The organism is Paenibacillus sp. USHLN196 (assembly GCF_037144955.1).
In the GTDB taxonomy this organism is placed as follows: domain Bacteria; phylum Bacillota; class Bacilli; order Paenibacillales; family Paenibacillaceae; genus Paenibacillus; species Paenibacillus xylanexedens_C.
Genome location: NZ_JBBCYH010000001.1, coordinates 519179 through 535697, shown reverse-complemented (window position 1 = coordinate 535697; position 16519 = coordinate 519179). Strand labels below are relative to the sequence as shown.

Sequence of the window (16519 nt, the reverse complement as noted above, 5' to 3'; positions counted from 1 at the left end):
CCTGAGGAGGAGAATGCGTATGGGACAACATCAACTGCCCAAGACCATGAAGGCGGCTGTCATGACAGAGCCAGGACACATCATTATTGAGGAACAAGCTGTTCCCCAACCGGCTGCGGATGAGGTTCTTATTCAGGTGATGGCCGTAGGCGTGTGCGGATCGGATGTGCATTATTTTGAACATGGGCGCATCGGCAGGTTCGTGGTGGAGAAACCGATCATCCTGGGACACGAGTGTGCGGGGATGATTGCTGCAGTTGGCGAGAAAGTATCCCGTCTGAAAATAGGAGATCGGGTTGCCATTGAGCCTGGGGTCACCTGTGGACGTTGCACAGCATGCAAGGAAGGTCGCTATAACCTGTGTCCGGATGTACAGTTTCTGGCGACCCCTCCGGTGGACGGGGCATTTGTACAATACATGACGATGCGCGAAGATATGGTATTCCCGATTCCCGACCATCTGTCCTATGAGGAAGCGGCTATGAACGAGCCATTCTCCGTTGGGATTCACGCGGCTCGCCGGAGCAAGCTGGCTCCGGGTACAACGCTTGCGATTATGGGGATGGGGCCCGTTGGACTGATGGCTGTTGCGGCTGCAAAATCATTTGGCGTAGAGAAGATCATTGTTACGGATCTGGAGGAAGTCCGATTGGAAGCGGCTCGCCGTATGGGTGCAAGGCATACCATTAACGTGCGTAATGAAGATGCACTGGCCGTGATTCGTGAGTTAACCCGTGGTGTCGGTGTGGATACCGCATGGGAAACTGCCGGGAATCCGAAGGCGTTGCAAACGGCTCTGTATTCACTTCGACGTGGAGGCAAACTTGCTATTGTGGGCCTGCCTGCACAGGACGAAATTGCACTGAATGTTCCATTTATCGCAGACAATGAAGTTGATATCTATGGGATATTCCGATATGCCAACACGTATCCTGCAGGGATTGAATTCCTGAGCTCTGGCCAACATGACGTGATGTCTCTGATTACAGATCGTTATTCACTGGAAGAGACACAGCAGGCGATGGAACGTGCATTACACAATAAGAGCGGCAGCCTGAAGGTCATGGTATATCCGAACGGGATATAAGCTCGTACTGAAAGAGTCCTGAACTTCAGGACTCTTTTTTGTTTTTTTCGCAAAATAAGGAATAGACAAGCTCCCAAAACATGGTATAATTCATGATGATTTTAATATATAAAATGATACACACCATATAGGTGAATACGTACTTAGCGAAAGGAACTGAAGGTTGTGAGAGTACATGAATTTATGATACACGCTGATTTTCATCGGGATGATCTGATGTCGGTATCTTCTCAAGCGTCACGTTTTTCCTCGGATATTATCTTGTCGTATATGGAGTCTGAGCATGAGCATCGAGTAGATGTCAAAAGCCTGCTAGGGATGGCGTTACTCCCCATTCGATATGGTAGTGTTGTTAGATTGCAGACAAGAGGCAGGGATGAACTGGAGGCTTTGGAGTACATGCTGAATGTACTGGAGAAAGGGACGGCGTAACACCTGATGAGGTGCAAAATCATAGAACTCATAATTTTTTTAGCTATTCCTCAAATCCTGCTGGTACTTTGTACAAAAAAAGAGTATAATAAAATTTAGTTTGATTCTAAAGAAGTACCCATATTAAAGGAGTGTAAATAGATTATGCCAAAAGTTGACATCCATCCAAAGACACAACTCGTAATTTTTTACGATGCAAGTGCTGATTTCAAATTCCTGAGTTCTTCCACGAAGTTCTCTAACGAAACTATGGAATGGGAAGACGGTAACTCTTACCCAGTAATCCGTGTGGACACTAGTTCCGCATCCCACCCGTTCTTCACTGGTAAACAAAGAAACGTGGATATCGGTGGCCGTGTTGATAAATTTAACCGTAAATACAACATCAACAAATAGTTTGTCCATACATTACAAGAAAACCTCGGGATTCGTCCTGAGGTTTTTTTGTGTACATAACCAGGGGGTAACCCTCGTGAGTTTTAATTAATATTTGTAACTATATAAATTGAACTAAACATTTACACAAAACGGAGAGGAAAGAAAGAACCTGAAGAAGCGGAGCGTTCGCCTTTATCCCCGGATTTACCCTTTATAGAAGGAATCAAAAAATCTGGGGATAACAGCGATCGGAAGGTTGTTCTGTCATCGAAGTGACCAGTGTAAATATTCTTTAGTTCAATTTATATAGGAATATCCATTTTCATTAAAAATTAATTCAACCAATTATTGCGCTTACAACACAATCGGATGTACACTAGAAAACAGAGTTAGAACATATTGGAGGAGGAAATAGAGATGAGCAGCATCACACATATGGTAACGTTTACACTATACGCAGGTAAAGATACACCGGAGGCGGAAGCCTTTTTAAAGGAAAGTTCAGATGCACTTGCAGTCATTCCTGGAGTAGAGCAGTTTCAGGTTCTGAGACAGGTAAGTGAGAAGAATGAGTTTGACTACAGCTTCTCCATGGTCTTTGCGGATCAGGCTGCGTATGATGCATACAACAATCACCCGGTTCACCGTCAATATGTAGAAGACCGTTGGGAAAAGGAAGTTAGTCGCTTCCAGGAAATTGATCTCATTCAACATAATCATCAATAATCCCCACACATATTGAAATAAAGCTGAACTGCCATATACAATATACAGCATTGAACAATGCTGTATATCTCTCTGAATGAAGTTGATTTGATGAAAATTATAACACTTCACGAAATCGTTTTCGATAAAATGAATTCAAGGAGGTTTTCGCTGTTATGCAATTGGATCTCACAGGAAAAACGGCTCTTGTTACAGGCGCAACCGGACAACTGGGGAGAGTCATCGCCCGCACGTTGGCAGCCTGTGGCGCCAATCTGGCCCTACATTACATCAATAATGATACGAAAGCACGGGAGCTTCAAGGTGAAATTGAGGCATTGGGGCGTCAGGCTGTCATTGTACAGGGAGACATTACGAAGCAAGACACGGCATTCCGGATGCGTGATGAGATCCAGGCTGTCCTCGGCGGAGTGGATATTGTTGTTGCCAATGCAGTCATTCAGTATGAATGGACAACGGTGTTGGAGCAATCTCCTGAAGACTACTTGAGCCAGTTCGAATCTTGTGTCATGCAGAGTGTGTATCTTGCCAAATCTTTCATTCCGCATATGCAATCGGTTAAAGCTGGTCGCTTCATTGGCATCAACACAGAATGTGCGATGCAAAATTTCGCTCATCAGTCGGCCTACACCGCTGGTAAGCGTGGAATGGATGGTGTATATCGCGTGCTGGCCAAGGAAGTTGGCGAGTATCAGATTACCGTGAACCAGGTTGCCCCTGGGTGGACGATTAGTGAGCGTGATCGCTCCAGTGAGCCTGGACATGATGAGGCATATACGCGTACTGTGCCGCTGAAGCGTAGGGGTGAAGATCAGGAAATCGCCAATGCGGTGGCTTTTCTGGCATCGGACCTATCCTCATTTATCACAGGTGCCTATATCCCGGTAAGTGGCGGCAATGTGATGCCTGCCATCTAGTTACCCTTTGGATTCGCGAATGAATGCATATAAAATACGAATCAATATAATTTAACCGTAATCCGTTTGTCATTCGACAAGCGGATTTTTTGGATTTTGTTAAAACTGCAATAATGATTTAAGGGGCAGTTCTTTGTTTCATATATCTAGAAATACATATGATTTGGTTCGGTTTTTAGAAGATTGGGGTATAAGAATAGGTATATTAACAGAGTGGAAACATAATCAAAATGAGCAATTAAAGGAGACCCATCCCTCATGAAAAAAACAGTTGCAGACGTTCTGGTTGAAGCCTTGTTGAACGCTGGCATCAAACGCATATATGGCATTGTTGGAGATTCTTTGAATGCGGTACTCGACTCGATCCGTCGTTCGGGCAAGATTGAATGGATTCATGTACGACATGAAGAAGTGGCTGCATTTGCTGCTGGGGCAGACGCTGAGGTCAGTGGAAGTATCGCTGTCTGCGCAGGAAGCAGTGGACCGGGCAATATGCATCTGATTAACGGTCTGTATGACTGTCACCGCAATCGTGTTCCTGTACTCGCCATTGCCGCACATATCCCAAGTGACGAGATTGGTAGTGAATATTTTCAGGCGACCCATCCGGAGTATCTGTTCCAGGAATGTAGTGATTATTGTGAAGTCATTACGACAGCGAAACAGATGCCGCGTTCCCTGACGATGGCTATTCAGACAGCAGTTGCACGTTCTGGCGTGTCTGTTGTTGTATTGCCGGGAGATGTAGCTGGATTGGAAGCGGCGGATCTGCCTGTACCTGAGCATGTGTATCATGCGACCCATCCAGTGGTACATCCTTCTGAGCCGGAACTGATGAAACTGGCCGAATATCTGAATCAAGGTAAAAAAATCACGTTGTTGTGCGGTGCAGGATGCGCGGGCGCCAGGGAACCTCTCATGCAGCTCTGTGACCGGTTGAAATCCCCGATGGTTATTGCGCTACGAGGCAAGGAATATTTGGAGTATGACAATCCGTATTCCGTGGGCCTTACGGGTCTAATCGGGTATTCGTCCGGTTATCATGCGATGATGGACTGTGATGTACTACTGATGCTGGGAACGGATTTCCCATATCGTCAGTTCTATCCCGAAGATGCGACTGTGCTTCAAGTCGACATTCAATCTTCCCACCTGGGTCGGCGCACGAAGCTCGATTATGGCGTGTGTGGGGATGTGAAAGCGACCATAGAAGCCTTGCTTCCTTATCTAACAGAAGAACACAATGATAAACATCTGCAGAAGAGTGTGGATCGTTATGTGAAAGTACGTAAAGATCTGGACGAGCTTGCGGTTGGGAAACCAGGTAAAAAGCCTATTCATCCACAGTACTTAACCAAGATCATTAGTGAAGCCGCAGCCGAAAATGCCATCTTCACCTGTGATGTCGGTACTCCGACAGTATGGGCGGCCCGTTATATCGAGATGTCTCGTAATCGCAGGCTGCTCGGTTCATTCAGTCATGGTACGATGGCAAACGCTTTGCCACAGGCAATTGGCGCTCAGGTCGCTGATCCGGGCAGACAAGTCATCTCTTTGTCGGGTGATGGTGGTATTACGATGTTGATGGGTGATCTGTTGACACTGAAACAGCATAATCTGCCGATCAAAGTTGTGGTATTTAATAATGGAGCACTCGGTTTTGTTGAGCTGGAGATGAAGGCGGCCGGATTCCTGGAATCGGGAACAGAGCTTGTAAATCCCAACTTTGCGATGGTTGCTCAAGCCATGGGCATGGAGGGGATTCGGGTTGAAGATCCCGCTGAATTAGAAGGGGCTGTGCAACGCGCGCTTCAGCATGAGGGTCCTGTGCTGATCGACGTGGTGGTGAACCGTCAGGAATTGTCCTTGCCTCCGAAGATTGATATCAAACAGGCGGAAGGATTCACCCTATGGATGATGAAAGCCGTGCTTAACGGACGTGGGGATGAGCTGATTGAATTAGCTAAAACCAACTTGCTACGATAGGCGATTATTGCTTCTTGAAGAGGTCGAGAACAGCGACGTTATAGCGTTATATGTTTAAAGAGATGAGCATGCAACACGAAATCATGGTGCATGCTCATTCAATATAATGCTGAATGTGTGACAATTGATATAGTATGAATCCATATTATATGATTTGTTTTTATGTCGAAAGTCTATTAGAATAGGTAAAGTCAGGAAGGTTTTATGACATTTTTGACCTACATATTGCATTGTTACATGTACGAACGTTTCATATCGTATTCATCGATCCAATCACAAGATGACACACACACATGGAGGAGATCAACATGAGTCACGTAGGAAAAGTAGCTATTATCACTGGAGCAGGAAGTGGATTAGGCCAAGCAGCGGCATTGAAATTGGCTGAAAAGGGCGCATCTATTGTTGTCGTGGATCTTGTCGAAGAGACAGGTCTTGACACGGTTAAGCAGATTGAGAAGCTGGGAAGTAAAGCAATTTTTGTACAAGCAGATGTGAGTAAAGCACCTGAAGTTGAGAACTACGTGAAAAAAGCAGTCGAAGAGTTTGGACGAATCGACATGTTCTTTAATAATGCAGGCATTGCGGGTCCTGGAATCAAGTTGATCGAACATACGATTGAGCAGTTTGACCAGATTATTGATATCAACCTGAGAAGTGTGTTTTACGGGTTGAAGTACGTGATTACGGAAATGCTCAAAACCGGCGGAGGTTCCATTCTGAACACAGCTTCCACTGCTGGTATTGTGGGTGTACCCGCGGTTGCACCTTACGCAGCAACCAAGCATGGCGTGGTTGGCTTGACCCGTACAGCTGCGATTGAATATGGCAAGGACAATATTCGTGTAAACGCGATTGCGCCAGGTACAATTGAGACACCGATGGTTGTTCAGTTCGGTAAAGACAACCCTGAAGTGTTCAAGGCAACCGTTGACAGCATTCCATCCGGACGTCTGGGCAGACCGGAAGAGATCGCGAACCTCGTTTCCTTCCTTCTGGGAGATGAAGCGCCATATATTAATGGTGCAGTATATCCGATCGATGGTGCAGTTACAGCCCAATAAGAGTTCGCTTATCGGCAATATAATAGCTGTTAAAATGTTTAAAGAGAGGTCACTGTATGCGTACAGTGACCTCTCTTTTTGGTTTTATTTGTACTACGAATTCATATCAGGCAACGTTGTGCGATGTATTGGTTTGTGTACTTTTGACAGGTGTTGAACGATACGAGCCTATAACGATGATGACGGCAACAGCAACCCCGACAGCGCCAATCCAGGTGATGGATGACAATGAAACGCTGCTGACCGCCATTCCACCAATACCTGCGCCGGCAGCCATGGCTAATTGCATGACCGAACTATTCAGACTTAGCATAATGCCAGAGGATTCCGGAGCCATGGTGACCAGGTTATATTGCTGAGTTGGACCTGAGGACCATGCGGCAAAAGACCACAAAATCAGAACAAGGAAGATAGCAAGATGAGAGCTTGCCGTTATATTCAACAGGACCAGACTCACGATATGCAATGTCATGCCTGTGACCAGCGTTCGTTTGACACCCGATCTGTCAGCACTGAATCCTCCAACTTTTGAACCGATCAGACTTGCTATGCCAAATGCGAGTAAAGCTGAACTGAGTAGTGCTTCGCTCATTCCTGCGACGGATACAAGGTAAGGTGAAATATACGTGTAGGCAATGGAATAACCACCTAACCAGAAAAAGGTCACCAGCAGTGCCAGTACAATTCGTGGCTGTTTGAGCAAAGAGAGTTGTTTCTTCAGCGGAACATGAGCTTCTGCTTTGGAAGGCGGAATGGCGGCCGCGATAACCAGCATGGCGAGAACACCAAGAACGGCGATACCGGCAAAAACAAGTTTCCAATCCCAAGATGCAGCCACAAGCCTTCCGAGCGGAACGCCAACAATCAAAGAAGCCGTAAATCCAGTGATTACTGTGGCGATTGCACTAGCTTGTTTGCCCTCCGCTGCTATTTGGGAAGCAACCGTTAATGCTGTGACAACAACAACACCCGCGCCCAAAGCCATCAACACTCGTGCTGCGACGAACAGTCCATAACCCGGCAACAGATAGGCAAGAACATTAGCCACAACGAATAGACCGAGAAAGTATAGCAACAGCTTGCGACGGTCCCAGCGCGAAGTCAATGCAATAATGACAGGTGTACCTAGCGCATATACGAGTGAAAAAATCGTAATGAGCTGTCCGGCAGCGATTAAAGAGATATTCATGGTATCTGCAATGCGATCCAAAATGCCGGCAATGACATATTCGGACGTTCCTACAAGGAAGCTGACCAAGGCAAGAACATAGATTTTGAGCGAAGAAGACATAAAAACATAACCTCTTTCTGATTATAATTATTATATTTTTAGAAATATAGAAATAAAGACAAGAGGACAAGACATGCATACTGTGAATGCAACCGATCTGCAAACAGTGATGTTACAACCGATAATGAATATTGGTATAAAGCGTAAACTTACGTGAACTAGTTCTATCAATAAATGTTGAGTGTTGTTTCAATATTTCTAATTATATAGAAATATAACTCAAATTTTTTATTTATTCAGCAGATAGGGAACAAACTTTTGTGCAGTCTCCGTGTTCAGGCTGTAATAGATATACGTACCTTTCTTCTGCGACGTGAGCAGGCCGCAATCGGATAGCTGTTTCAGATGATGAGACAGAGTCGATAGGGCAACCGTAACAAGGCGCCTCTCCAGATCGGCAGGACACAGGTTGCTTTCGCCCGATAAAATCTGAATGATTTTGTAGCGTGTTTGCTCGCCCAGTGCTTTATGAATTTTGACGACTTGTTCAATCTCATTCGAGTTTGATTGCATGATGATCTGTCCTTTCGTCTTTATTTCTTACTTCTAGTAATATAGAAATAACAGTAGCATATGTCGTTTGAAAAGTAAACTCTCGGACGGAAATTCCATACTTTCTACTGCGTTTGGTTAACAGCCGAAAGTCTGGAGTAACTTCCCCCGAGAGTTATGTGAGTTGTTTATTACCGATCCAGGGAATCAACATAGTCTTTGGCTTCCTTCAACGAAAGACCTCTGGCTTCACGTAGTCGTTTGATCGCCATAATTTTTTTCCCTTGTTGTATAAGTGCAAGCAACTCCTGATCGAGATCGGAAGGCCCCGTTGGACTTACGTAGGAAGGGGATGCTTCCTTCGGCGACAAGGTATAATTTAAGTCGGAGCGTGCGCTTGCGGTTGAACCGTTCTCCAGACGCTCCACATCTCTTTTCAATTCATTCAGTTGACGTTGCAGGCTCGTGACTCTGAACAGTAACACAAGGATCAGAAGCAAAAAAACGATCCATACCAAGGTGTTCATTTCCATGATGTAAGGTGCCTCGCTTTCAATTATTCATGCCATTATTTAAGTTGAACCGGGATCTCCTTGACACCACGAACAATCATGCCGGGTCTCCATTCGAGTTCATTCACATCAGCCTGTAGCTGCATATTCGGAAAACGATTCAGAAGCGTGCTGACGGCAATCTCACCTTCCAGACGTGCAAGCGGTGCTCCGAGGCAGAGGTGGATGCCTTTGCCAAAGGCCAGATGCGAACTCTTCTCGCGCGTAATATCAAAGATATCAGCATCTTTGAACTGCTCCTCGTCGCGGTTAGCCGAATCAAGCGCAACGATGACAAGTTCACCCTGAGCAATATGCTGTCCACGGAATTCGATATCTTCCAGAGCCCATCGAGATGTACTGAACTCCACCGGTCCATTGTATCGCAGCATCTCCTCAATGGCGTTGTGAATAAGCTCAGGCTGTTTAAGGAGCAGCTCACGTTGCTCAGGGTACTCCAACAGAGCAAGAATTCCATTGCCAATGAGATTAACTGTCGTTTCATGACCGGCAATAATTAATAAGGAGACAACGCCAAGCAGTTCTTGTTCAGTCAATTGCTGCCCGGATTCTTCTGCAATGACGAGCTGGCTGATCAGATCAGTGCCGGGATTTTTACGTACTTTCTCGAACCAGGCTGTCAGGTAATCCGTAAACTCCTTGGCATGCTGCTCAAACAGCTCTGCACTCTCGGCTGTTGAAGCATCGATTACCGTATTGGACCACATGCGGAATTTGTCACGATCTTCATGAGGGACTCCCAGAATTTCACTAATGACAATGATGGGCAGCGGGAAGGCAAAGTCATCAATCAGATTCATTTTTTCCTGTGAAGGAAGGTTGTCCAGCAGATCATCCGCAATGTCCTGAATATGGCTTCGCATGTCTGCGACCAGTTTGGGTGTGAATGCTTTCTGCACAAGTCCACGCAGACGGCGATGATCCGGCGGATCCGAGAACAACATATTATTGGAGAAGATGCTTTGATTATCAGGGCCATAACGTCGGACCATGTCTTTGCTGAAGCGTTGATCTTTCAGCACCTGGACAGCATCTTCATACCGAGTAATGATCCAGCCGAACTCTCCATGCGGAAACATGACTCTGAAGACGGGGTCCTCTTTTCTTAATTTTTCATATACCGGATAAGGATTACGTGTAAATTCTGCGGTAAAAAAAGCGGACGTTGAGGTTTCATTAGTTTCATTCGTATTCAAATGTGAAATCTCCTCTCATATGGCTTTATATAACCTGCACCCTATATATATTCAATACGTATCGCTTTGAAACCTTGTTTTGATTTGGAGATGGGCTTGCATCATGATGCGGTTGTATTATGAATTGCCAACAAAAGCAGGAAAACACAGGAAGATCCAAGAAAATAACAGGAAGAATTCTGAAATGCGCTTGGATTAATATGAAAACGAGGTGAATACTGACATGTCATACGCACAAATTCCCTTGCATCATCACCAGATTCCCGCAAGTCGAATTGTTCTTGGCTGTATGCGGTTTGGGGGTGAATGGGACGGCCTGCCCATAACTTCAGATCTTGTGACGGAGGGTCATCGGGCGGTAGAAGCAGCAATCGAAATAGGCATTAATCACTTTGACCTGGCGGATATATACACACGTGGTAAGGCGGAGCATGTATTGGGCCGAGTTTTATCCGAAACTCCAGGTTTGCGGGAACAGATCATTATACAGTCGAAGTGTGGCATACGTCTTGTGGGTGATGATGAAGGACCGCAGCGTTATGACACCTCAGGTGCACATATCCTGGCGAGTGTGGATGGTATCCTGGAACGGCTCGGCATCGATTATCTGGATATTTTGCTGTTACACCGTCCTGATCCGCTCGCGCATCCGCAAGAGATTGGGGAAGCACTGGCTGAACTTCATCAATCCGGTAAAGTGCGTCATTTTGGTGTGTCCAACATGGGTTCTGAACAGATTCGCCTTCTTCAGCTCCATAGTAGAGTACCTCTGATTGTGAATCAGTTGGAGATGAGTTTGGACAAAAACGGATTCGTAGAAGCTGGAGTGACGGTGAATCGACCTCAAGCCAGAGACAACGTATTCCCTTATGGCACGATGGAATATTGTCAGGCAGAACATATTCAACTGCAAGCTTGGGGTCCACTTGCGCAAGGTAGATTTAATGGCAGGATCGTCGAGGGACAACGGCCGGAGATTGAGCATACGGCTCAATTGGTTGATCGAATGGCCATGGAACGTGGTGTTACATCCGAATCCATCGTACTGGCTTGGTTAATGAAGCATCCGGCAGGCATTCAACCCGTGATTGGTTCGATTCGGCCAGAACGTATTCTTGCATGTCGTGACGCGACGAAGGTTGAGCTAACCCGATATGAGTGGTACGAGCTGTATTCGGCTTCATGTGGGCGCAGAATGTAATCAGGGACATCTGAGAGATGAGTAATATCCGATCACAATTCTTAGAAAATTGGCCGTAAGTTAAGCATATCAGAAGACACAGGCTGCTGGCCTGTGTCTTCTTTATAATGTTCGGCTTCATTTGGTTGAAACACAATACGGGAAGTGTAATGAATCATAAGGTCATATGGCCTACAATACGAACACATTTGCAATAAGGTACTTATTCGGGGCCGAAACCAGAGTGTGGGCACGACTCTATCAATATTTCACCTTCATATTTGTGCTAGAGGCTATGTCCATGGACTTAGGAAAAGTGCTGATAAGAAGGACGTTTCAACCATTTTTACCGTTTTACCGGGTAGTTGTTGGAGTGCTGTGATAAAATGATAGGAATAAGAACATACGATCTGTTTATGTGAGAGGAGACACCTTGACGATGGAGATGCTTAAACCACCCGCCGAGATATTATACGAGTCAGAATTACGTGCACTGCGAGAGGAGGATCAGGGGAAACGTCCCCCCAACTGGCTGTTATCTCCCGCCTATGTGCGCGATTTCATTATTGGCAGGGATAAGCCTGCCATTTTGAATGGAGAAGAGATCCCGATTACCCGCAAATTTTATGGCAATGATGTGCTGATTGAACGTGCAGTGGTCACTCTGGCAGGCAATCGGGGGTTAATGCTCGTGGGAGAACCCGGTACCGCCAAAACCATGCTTAGCGAACTGCTGACCGCAGCGATCTCCGGAACCAGTCTGAACACGATTCAAGGTACGGCAGGCACAACGGAAGATATGATCAAGTACTCATGGAATTATGCCATGCTGCTTGATAAAGGTCCTTCGGAAGCCGCGCTTGTACCATCTCCGTTATATAACGGAATGAAGAAAGGCATTCTTACCCGATTTGAAGAGATTACACGTTGTCCCGCTGAGGCGCAGGATAGTCTGATCAGTATCCTCAGTGACAAGGTCATGAGCATTCCTGAATTGGACGGCGGTGTACTGTTTGCCCAACCGGGGTTTAACGTGATTGCTACAGCCAATATTCGGGATAAAGGTGTAAATGAAATGAGTGGTGCGTTGAAACGTCGGTTCAATTTCGAAACGATCAAGCCCATTCATAACGTCAAGATGGAAGCCAAAATTATTGAATCCCAGGCACGAAACCTGTTATTACATAGTGGAATTGAGATTGACATTAACTCGGATGTGGTTGAATTGTTGGCTACGACATTCATGGAACTGCGCACCGGCATGACACGGGAAGGTTACAAGCTGGATACTCCTCAAGCATCGATGAGCACGGCAGAGGCGGTGTCTGTCTATGTCCAGAGTGCGATGACTTCCTATTATTACGAAGATAAGGCTATTGCGCTGGATCGGTTGGTGCAGAACATGCTGGGGACCATTGCGAAAGAAAACGACAAGGATCTGTCCATTCTCAAAACCTACTTCTCCAAGGTCGTAAAAGAGCGTTCCAGGGAAGAGGGAATGTGGAAGGACTATTATGAGGAGAGAAAATGGATCGGTTAGCAGCAGTAATGGACGCTGATGTGGATCAGTTACAGTCCTTGTTCGAGACCCAGGTATATAACTTAAGTAACCCTACCGTCTATTATCCAATAAGACACCATAGCCCTGCATGTTCGTATCACTTGTTACGATTAATTGGGGAGTACAAGCCGGATATCATTTTGATTGAAGGACCTGAGAGCGGTAATCCATTAATTTCAGTGCTCAGTGATGAGGCAACCATACCTCCTGTCAGCCTGTACTATACCTATGAGAGTGAAATGGAGAGAGAATCCTGCTATTACCCGATGCTTCGTTATTCTCCTGAATATGTCGCGTTGAAAGAAGCAGCGCGTCTGGACATTCCGGCAAAGTTTATCGACTTGGATTATCATCATTTCTCCAGTCGTGCTTCCAAGTCCGGGCAGACAGAACAAAAAGAGATTTCCATCCAGGATGAAACCTTGCTAGCAGGGTCTGAGTTCATTAGCCGGTTGTGCCAAAAAACAAACTGCCGCAGTTTTGATGAATTGTGGGAAAAAGTGTTTGAGATTGGTGGTCTGGACAAATCCACTCAGGAGTTCGTACAGGATGTATTCACGTATTGTACGTTATCCCGAATGTGCTATTCCACGGAACGATTACAATCTACAGGTGATCTGGCAAGGGAAGCGCATATGAGACAACGTATCAAACAAGTGGTACAGGAACATGACCGTGTGCTGGTCATTACCGGTGGATTTCATACGTATGGACTGTTGATGTCTGAAAAAAATGAATCGGACTTGGAACGGCTGAAGATGGATAAACAACAGGCGGATCAACCTCTAGTTGAACAAGAGACGTATTCAAAAGATACGGATGATCCAACTGCGGTTCATCAACAGATGTACCCGATGGTCTATACCTTTGCTGAAGCAGATCGGCTCAATGGTTATGCGAGCGGCATGCCTTATGTGAATTATTACGATCAGATCTGGAACCAGCTCACTCGCAAGAAGAGTACACCATACAATCTAACGGCTCTGGACTTGTTATCCCGGCTGATGCGCCAATTACGGGATGGTCACGAACATGTATCAACCAGTGATGCGATTGAGGCGTACAGTATGATGCAGGGTCTTGCGGGACTTCGGGGTAAACGGGAAGGCGGCGTCTATGAGTTGATGGATGCAGCACTCTCTTCCTTTGTGAAGGGGGAGCTTACCTTGGCGACCGATAAACCTCTGCAAGAGTTACAGCAGTTATTGACAGGAGACGTCATTGGAAGCGTGGCTCCCAATTCATTCAGTATTCCCATCGTGGAGGATTTCAAGGCGCGTTGTACAGGGTACAAACTGCAGATTCGCACAACAGGACAACACAAGAAAGTACTGGATCTTTATGCGAAACCGGAACACCGCCAGATAAGCCAATTGTTTCAATGCATGATGTATCTGGTTCCGGAATTCGCCAAACGACAATCCGGGCCAGACTGGATCGCAGAGCGTGACATGAATCTTGTACGCGAAACCTGGGTGTATATGTACACCTCCCGTATTGAAGCCAGATTGATAGAGAACTCTCTCTATGGGGGAACGCTTGCCGGAGCGGCTACACGCAAAATGGAAGAACAGATGCAGGAAGTACCGGACCATCACAGTGGTGAACTTGCGCGATTAATGCTTCAAGCGCTGCTTATGGGACTTCAAGACACAGCGATGAAACTCTATGAACAGGTCCGCTCAGCGCTGAGAACCGACGGGAATTTTCTATCCTTATGTAACAGTCTGCATGTCTTGAACCGAATTCATCAACACCAGAGACTTTTGGGTTTGTCTGACGAGCAACATCTCCCTGATCTGGTATCCGAAGCTTACAGGAACGCTGTAGACAAACTGCTACAGCTCTCCAGAGCCAATCCGGATGAACATGAAGCCATTATTCAGGGACTGAAGCTGCTAGCCATGCTCGCGGAGTCATCAGAGGAGCGTTTTCAGAATGAGACATTCCGAATTCACCTGAGCGAACTTCTGTCTGATCACCAGCTTCCGGCTCAACTGGAGGGTGTGTGTGTGGCTATCTCCTCAGGACTCGGTGACAGGCCCAGGGAAGAGATTGTTGATCGCGCACGCGGGTATATCCGTGGAACACCGGATCAGACCCGTCAAACGGCACCTTTTTTACAGGGAGTGTTCTCTGTAGCACGTGACGCTTTTTTATATGAAGATCAGCTGTTATCCGAGTTGAACTATCTGATTGAACAGCTGTCATACGACGACTTCATCAGTATGGTACCGGAATTGCGGCTGGCATTTACCTACTTTACACCAATGGAGACGGGTTTAATTGCTGAGCGTGTGGCAAGTCTGCATCAGGTTGAACCGGAGGAGATGTTAAGGCCTGCGGTAGATGAGCAGATGCTCATTCAATCCAAAGCATGGGATGAAGCGCTTCGAAAGGAGTTCGCCGCATGGAAGCTGATATGAATGAAGCGAAACGGATAACGGAAGAAACCAGAGAAACGGACGAGATTTCCAATCCGGATGGAAGCAACCAAGAGTCGCGACAGTCTGTTGAAACCTTGAATCGGTGGCGTCTGATTCTGGGTGAATCTGCTGAAGAAGGATTGTGCAATACAGATCAATATACGTCGGCTGAATTTCAATATACGGAAATGGATGAGATTCTGGGTTATCTGTATAACCGTGAATACGGTGAAGAACAAGGTTACCGAAAAGAGGGCGGACGCGGTGCGTCTAACCTGACTGTACCGAAATGGTTGCACAAGGTCAGGGACCTATTCCCGAAACCAACGGTAGAAATATTGGAGAAGCAGGCGCTTGACCGCTATGGGCTAACAGAATTGTTAACGGACAAAAAGCTGCTTGAATCCCTTGAACCCAACATGAATCTGCTCAAGAACATTATGCATTTCAAAGGACGGATGAAGGGTGAGGTATTAAAGAGCGCCAAGGAGATCGTGCGAACTGTGGTTGAAGAGCTCCGCAGTAAGCTGGAATCTCAGACCCGAGCCAGTATCATGGGCAAGCGCAGTCGTTATACCTCCAGTTCAGTACGATCCTTGCGCAATCTGAATTTCAAACGAACCATCACCAAGAACCTGAAGAATTACGATAAAAACAAGCGAAGATTTGTAATTGATCGTCTGTATTTCGACGGGAATATACAGCCCCATAACAAGTGGAACATCATTATTGGTGTGGACGAAAGTGGCAGTATGCTGGATTCAGTCATCTACAGTTCGGTGATGGCCAGTATCTTCTACCGTTTGAATGCGTTGCGCACCCAATTATTCATATTTGATACGCAGGTTGTTGATCTGAGCGACAGACTGGAAGACCCTGTAGATGTACTTATGAATGTACAGTTGGGCGGGGGGACACATATTACCAAAGCGTTGCGATACGGCGAGACGCTAATCGATAATCCGGGCAAAACCATCTTTATTCTGGTCAGTGATCTGGAGGAAGGGTACCCGATTGCGCAGATGTACAAAGCTTGTAAAGATATCATCGATGCAGGATGCAAGCTGCTGGTTCTCACTGCCCTCGATTTTAACGGGGATTCCGTCTATAACAAACACGCAGCACAGACGTTAACGAATATGGGAGCGCATGTAGCAGCGATTACGCCTAACGAACTCGCGGATTGGATTGGCGAGATCATCACTTAAATT

The 16519-nt window shown here is 46.2% G+C and carries 15 protein-coding genes; 11 read left to right on the top strand and 4 right to left on the bottom strand.

What is annotated here, in order from left to right:
- Positions 1-13 precede the first annotated feature (13 nt).
- The 7 genes from WFI24_RS02265 (at position 14) to WFI24_RS02235 (ending at position 6590) form a co-directional block, all read left to right on the top strand.
- Positions 14-1087 (top strand): NAD(P)-dependent alcohol dehydrogenase, encoded by a 1074-nt coding sequence (locus WFI24_RS02265; protein ID WP_442956180.1) that lies wholly within the window; start codon positions 14-16, stop codon positions 1085-1087.
- 165 nt (positions 1088-1252) lie between these two features.
- On the top strand, positions 1253-1519 hold the full coding sequence (locus WFI24_RS02260) for an HPr family phosphocarrier protein (protein WP_026081056.1): 267 nt from the start codon (positions 1253-1255) through the stop codon (positions 1517-1519).
- 144 nt (positions 1520-1663) lie between these two features.
- Positions 1664-1915, top strand: coding sequence for a type B 50S ribosomal protein L31 (locus WFI24_RS02255; RefSeq protein ID WP_062834756.1), 252 nt, complete (start codon positions 1664-1666; stop codon positions 1913-1915).
- 399 nt (positions 1916-2314) lie between these two features.
- Positions 2315-2623 (top strand): Dabb family protein, encoded by a 309-nt coding sequence (locus WFI24_RS02250; protein ID WP_336758413.1) that lies wholly within the window; start codon positions 2315-2317, stop codon positions 2621-2623.
- Positions 2624-2778: 155 nt separating this feature from the next.
- Positions 2779-3540 (top strand): SDR family NAD(P)-dependent oxidoreductase, encoded by a 762-nt coding sequence (locus tag WFI24_RS02245; protein WP_336758412.1) that lies wholly within the window; start codon positions 2779-2781, stop codon positions 3538-3540.
- Positions 3541-3798: 258 nt separating this feature from the next.
- The gene (gene poxB / locus WFI24_RS02240) at positions 3799-5526 is read left to right on the top strand and encodes a ubiquinone-dependent pyruvate dehydrogenase (RefSeq protein WP_336758411.1); all 1728 of its coding nucleotides are present in this window, start codon (positions 3799-3801) and stop codon (positions 5524-5526) included.
- A gap of 308 nt (positions 5527-5834) precedes the next feature.
- Positions 5835-6590, top strand: a complete 756-nt coding sequence (locus WFI24_RS02235; RefSeq protein ID WP_336758409.1) for an SDR family NAD(P)-dependent oxidoreductase — start codon at positions 5835-5837, stop codon at positions 6588-6590.
- Positions 6591-6696: 106 nt separating this feature from the next.
- Here WFI24_RS02235 and WFI24_RS02230 read toward each other — a convergent pair whose 3' ends face one another.
- From WFI24_RS02230 to WFI24_RS02215, 4 genes are all read right to left on the bottom strand, one after another.
- The gene (locus WFI24_RS02230; protein WP_336758408.1) at positions 6697-7881 is read right to left on the bottom strand and encodes an MFS transporter; all 1185 of its coding nucleotides are present in this window, start codon (positions 7879-7881) and stop codon (positions 6697-6699) included.
- A gap of 228 nt (positions 7882-8109) precedes the next feature.
- Positions 8110-8394, bottom strand: coding sequence for an ArsR/SmtB family transcription factor (locus WFI24_RS02225; RefSeq protein ID WP_336758407.1), 285 nt, complete (start codon positions 8392-8394; stop codon positions 8110-8112).
- A 170-nt stretch (positions 8395-8564) separates the two neighbouring features.
- Positions 8565-8906, bottom strand: a complete 342-nt coding sequence (locus WFI24_RS02220) for a ribosomal protein L7/L12 (protein ID WP_336758406.1) — start codon at positions 8904-8906, stop codon at positions 8565-8567.
- A 35-nt stretch (positions 8907-8941) separates the two neighbouring features.
- Complete coding sequence (locus tag WFI24_RS02215) at positions 8942-10141, bottom strand: cytochrome P450 family protein (protein WP_336758404.1); 1200 nt, start codon at positions 10139-10141, stop codon at positions 8942-8944.
- A gap of 223 nt (positions 10142-10364) precedes the next feature.
- On the opposite strand from WFI24_RS02215, the gene WFI24_RS02210 reads away from it, so the two are divergent.
- The 4 genes from WFI24_RS02210 to WFI24_RS02195 all read left to right on the top strand — a co-directional run bounded on the left by WFI24_RS02210 (position 10365) and on the right by WFI24_RS02195 (position 16516).
- Entirely contained in the window at positions 10365-11342 is a 978-nt protein-coding gene (locus WFI24_RS02210) for an aldo/keto reductase (RefSeq protein ID WP_336758403.1), read from the top strand.
- A 418-nt stretch (positions 11343-11760) separates the two neighbouring features.
- On the top strand, positions 11761-12861 hold the full coding sequence (locus WFI24_RS02205; protein ID WP_336758401.1) for an ATP-binding protein: 1101 nt from the start codon (positions 11761-11763) through the stop codon (positions 12859-12861).
- Positions 12849-15308 carry a DUF5682 family protein gene (locus WFI24_RS02200; protein ID WP_336758400.1) on the top strand — a complete coding sequence of 820 codons (2460 nt, stop codon included), beginning with the start codon at positions 12849-12851 and terminating at the stop codon, positions 15306-15308. The genes WFI24_RS02205 and WFI24_RS02200 overlap by 13 nt, the downstream gene beginning before the upstream one ends.
- A complete protein-coding gene (locus WFI24_RS02195) occupies positions 15293-16516 on the top strand; it encodes a VWA domain-containing protein (protein WP_336758399.1) in 1224 nt (407 codons plus the stop codon). The genes WFI24_RS02200 and WFI24_RS02195 overlap by 16 nt, the downstream gene beginning before the upstream one ends.
- The last annotated feature ends 3 nt before the right edge of the window (positions 16517-16519 follow it).

What these genes read in the sequence shown, in the direction of transcription:
- WFI24_RS02265 (WP_442956180.1), top strand. Translation starts at nt 14, where the DNA reads ATGCGTATGGGACAACATCAACTGCCCAAGACCATGAAGGCGGCTGTC.
- WFI24_RS02255 (WP_062834756.1), top strand. Translation starts at nt 1,664, where the DNA reads ATGCCAAAAGTTGACATCCATCCAAAGACACAACTCGTAATTTTTTAC.
- WFI24_RS02250 (WP_336758413.1), top strand. Translation starts at nt 2,315, where the DNA reads ATGAGCAGCATCACACATATGGTAACGTTTACACTATACGCAGGTAAA.
- WFI24_RS02245 (WP_336758412.1), top strand. Translation starts at nt 2,779, where the DNA reads ATGCAATTGGATCTCACAGGAAAAACGGCTCTTGTTACAGGCGCAACC.
- poxB (WP_336758411.1), top strand. Translation starts at nt 3,799, where the DNA reads ATGAAAAAAACAGTTGCAGACGTTCTGGTTGAAGCCTTGTTGAACGCT.
- WFI24_RS02235 (WP_336758409.1), top strand. Translation starts at nt 5,835, where the DNA reads ATGAGTCACGTAGGAAAAGTAGCTATTATCACTGGAGCAGGAAGTGGA.
- WFI24_RS02230 (WP_336758408.1), bottom strand. Translation starts at nt 7,881, where the DNA reads ATGTCTTCTTCGCTCAAAATCTATGTTCTTGCCTTGGTCAGCTTCCTT.
- WFI24_RS02225 (WP_336758407.1), bottom strand. Translation starts at nt 8,394, where the DNA reads ATGCAATCAAACTCGAATGAGATTGAACAAGTCGTCAAAATTCATAAA.
- WFI24_RS02220 (WP_336758406.1), bottom strand. Translation starts at nt 8,906, where the DNA reads ATGGAAATGAACACCTTGGTATGGATCGTTTTTTTGCTTCTGATCCTT.
- WFI24_RS02210 (WP_336758403.1), top strand. Translation starts at nt 10,365, where the DNA reads ATGTCATACGCACAAATTCCCTTGCATCATCACCAGATTCCCGCAAGT.
- WFI24_RS02205 (WP_336758401.1), top strand. Translation starts at nt 11,761, where the DNA reads ATGGAGATGCTTAAACCACCCGCCGAGATATTATACGAGTCAGAATTA.
- WFI24_RS02200 (WP_336758400.1), top strand. Translation starts at nt 12,849, where the DNA reads ATGGATCGGTTAGCAGCAGTAATGGACGCTGATGTGGATCAGTTACAG.
- WFI24_RS02195 (WP_336758399.1), top strand. Translation starts at nt 15,293, where the DNA reads ATGGAAGCTGATATGAATGAAGCGAAACGGATAACGGAAGAAACCAGA.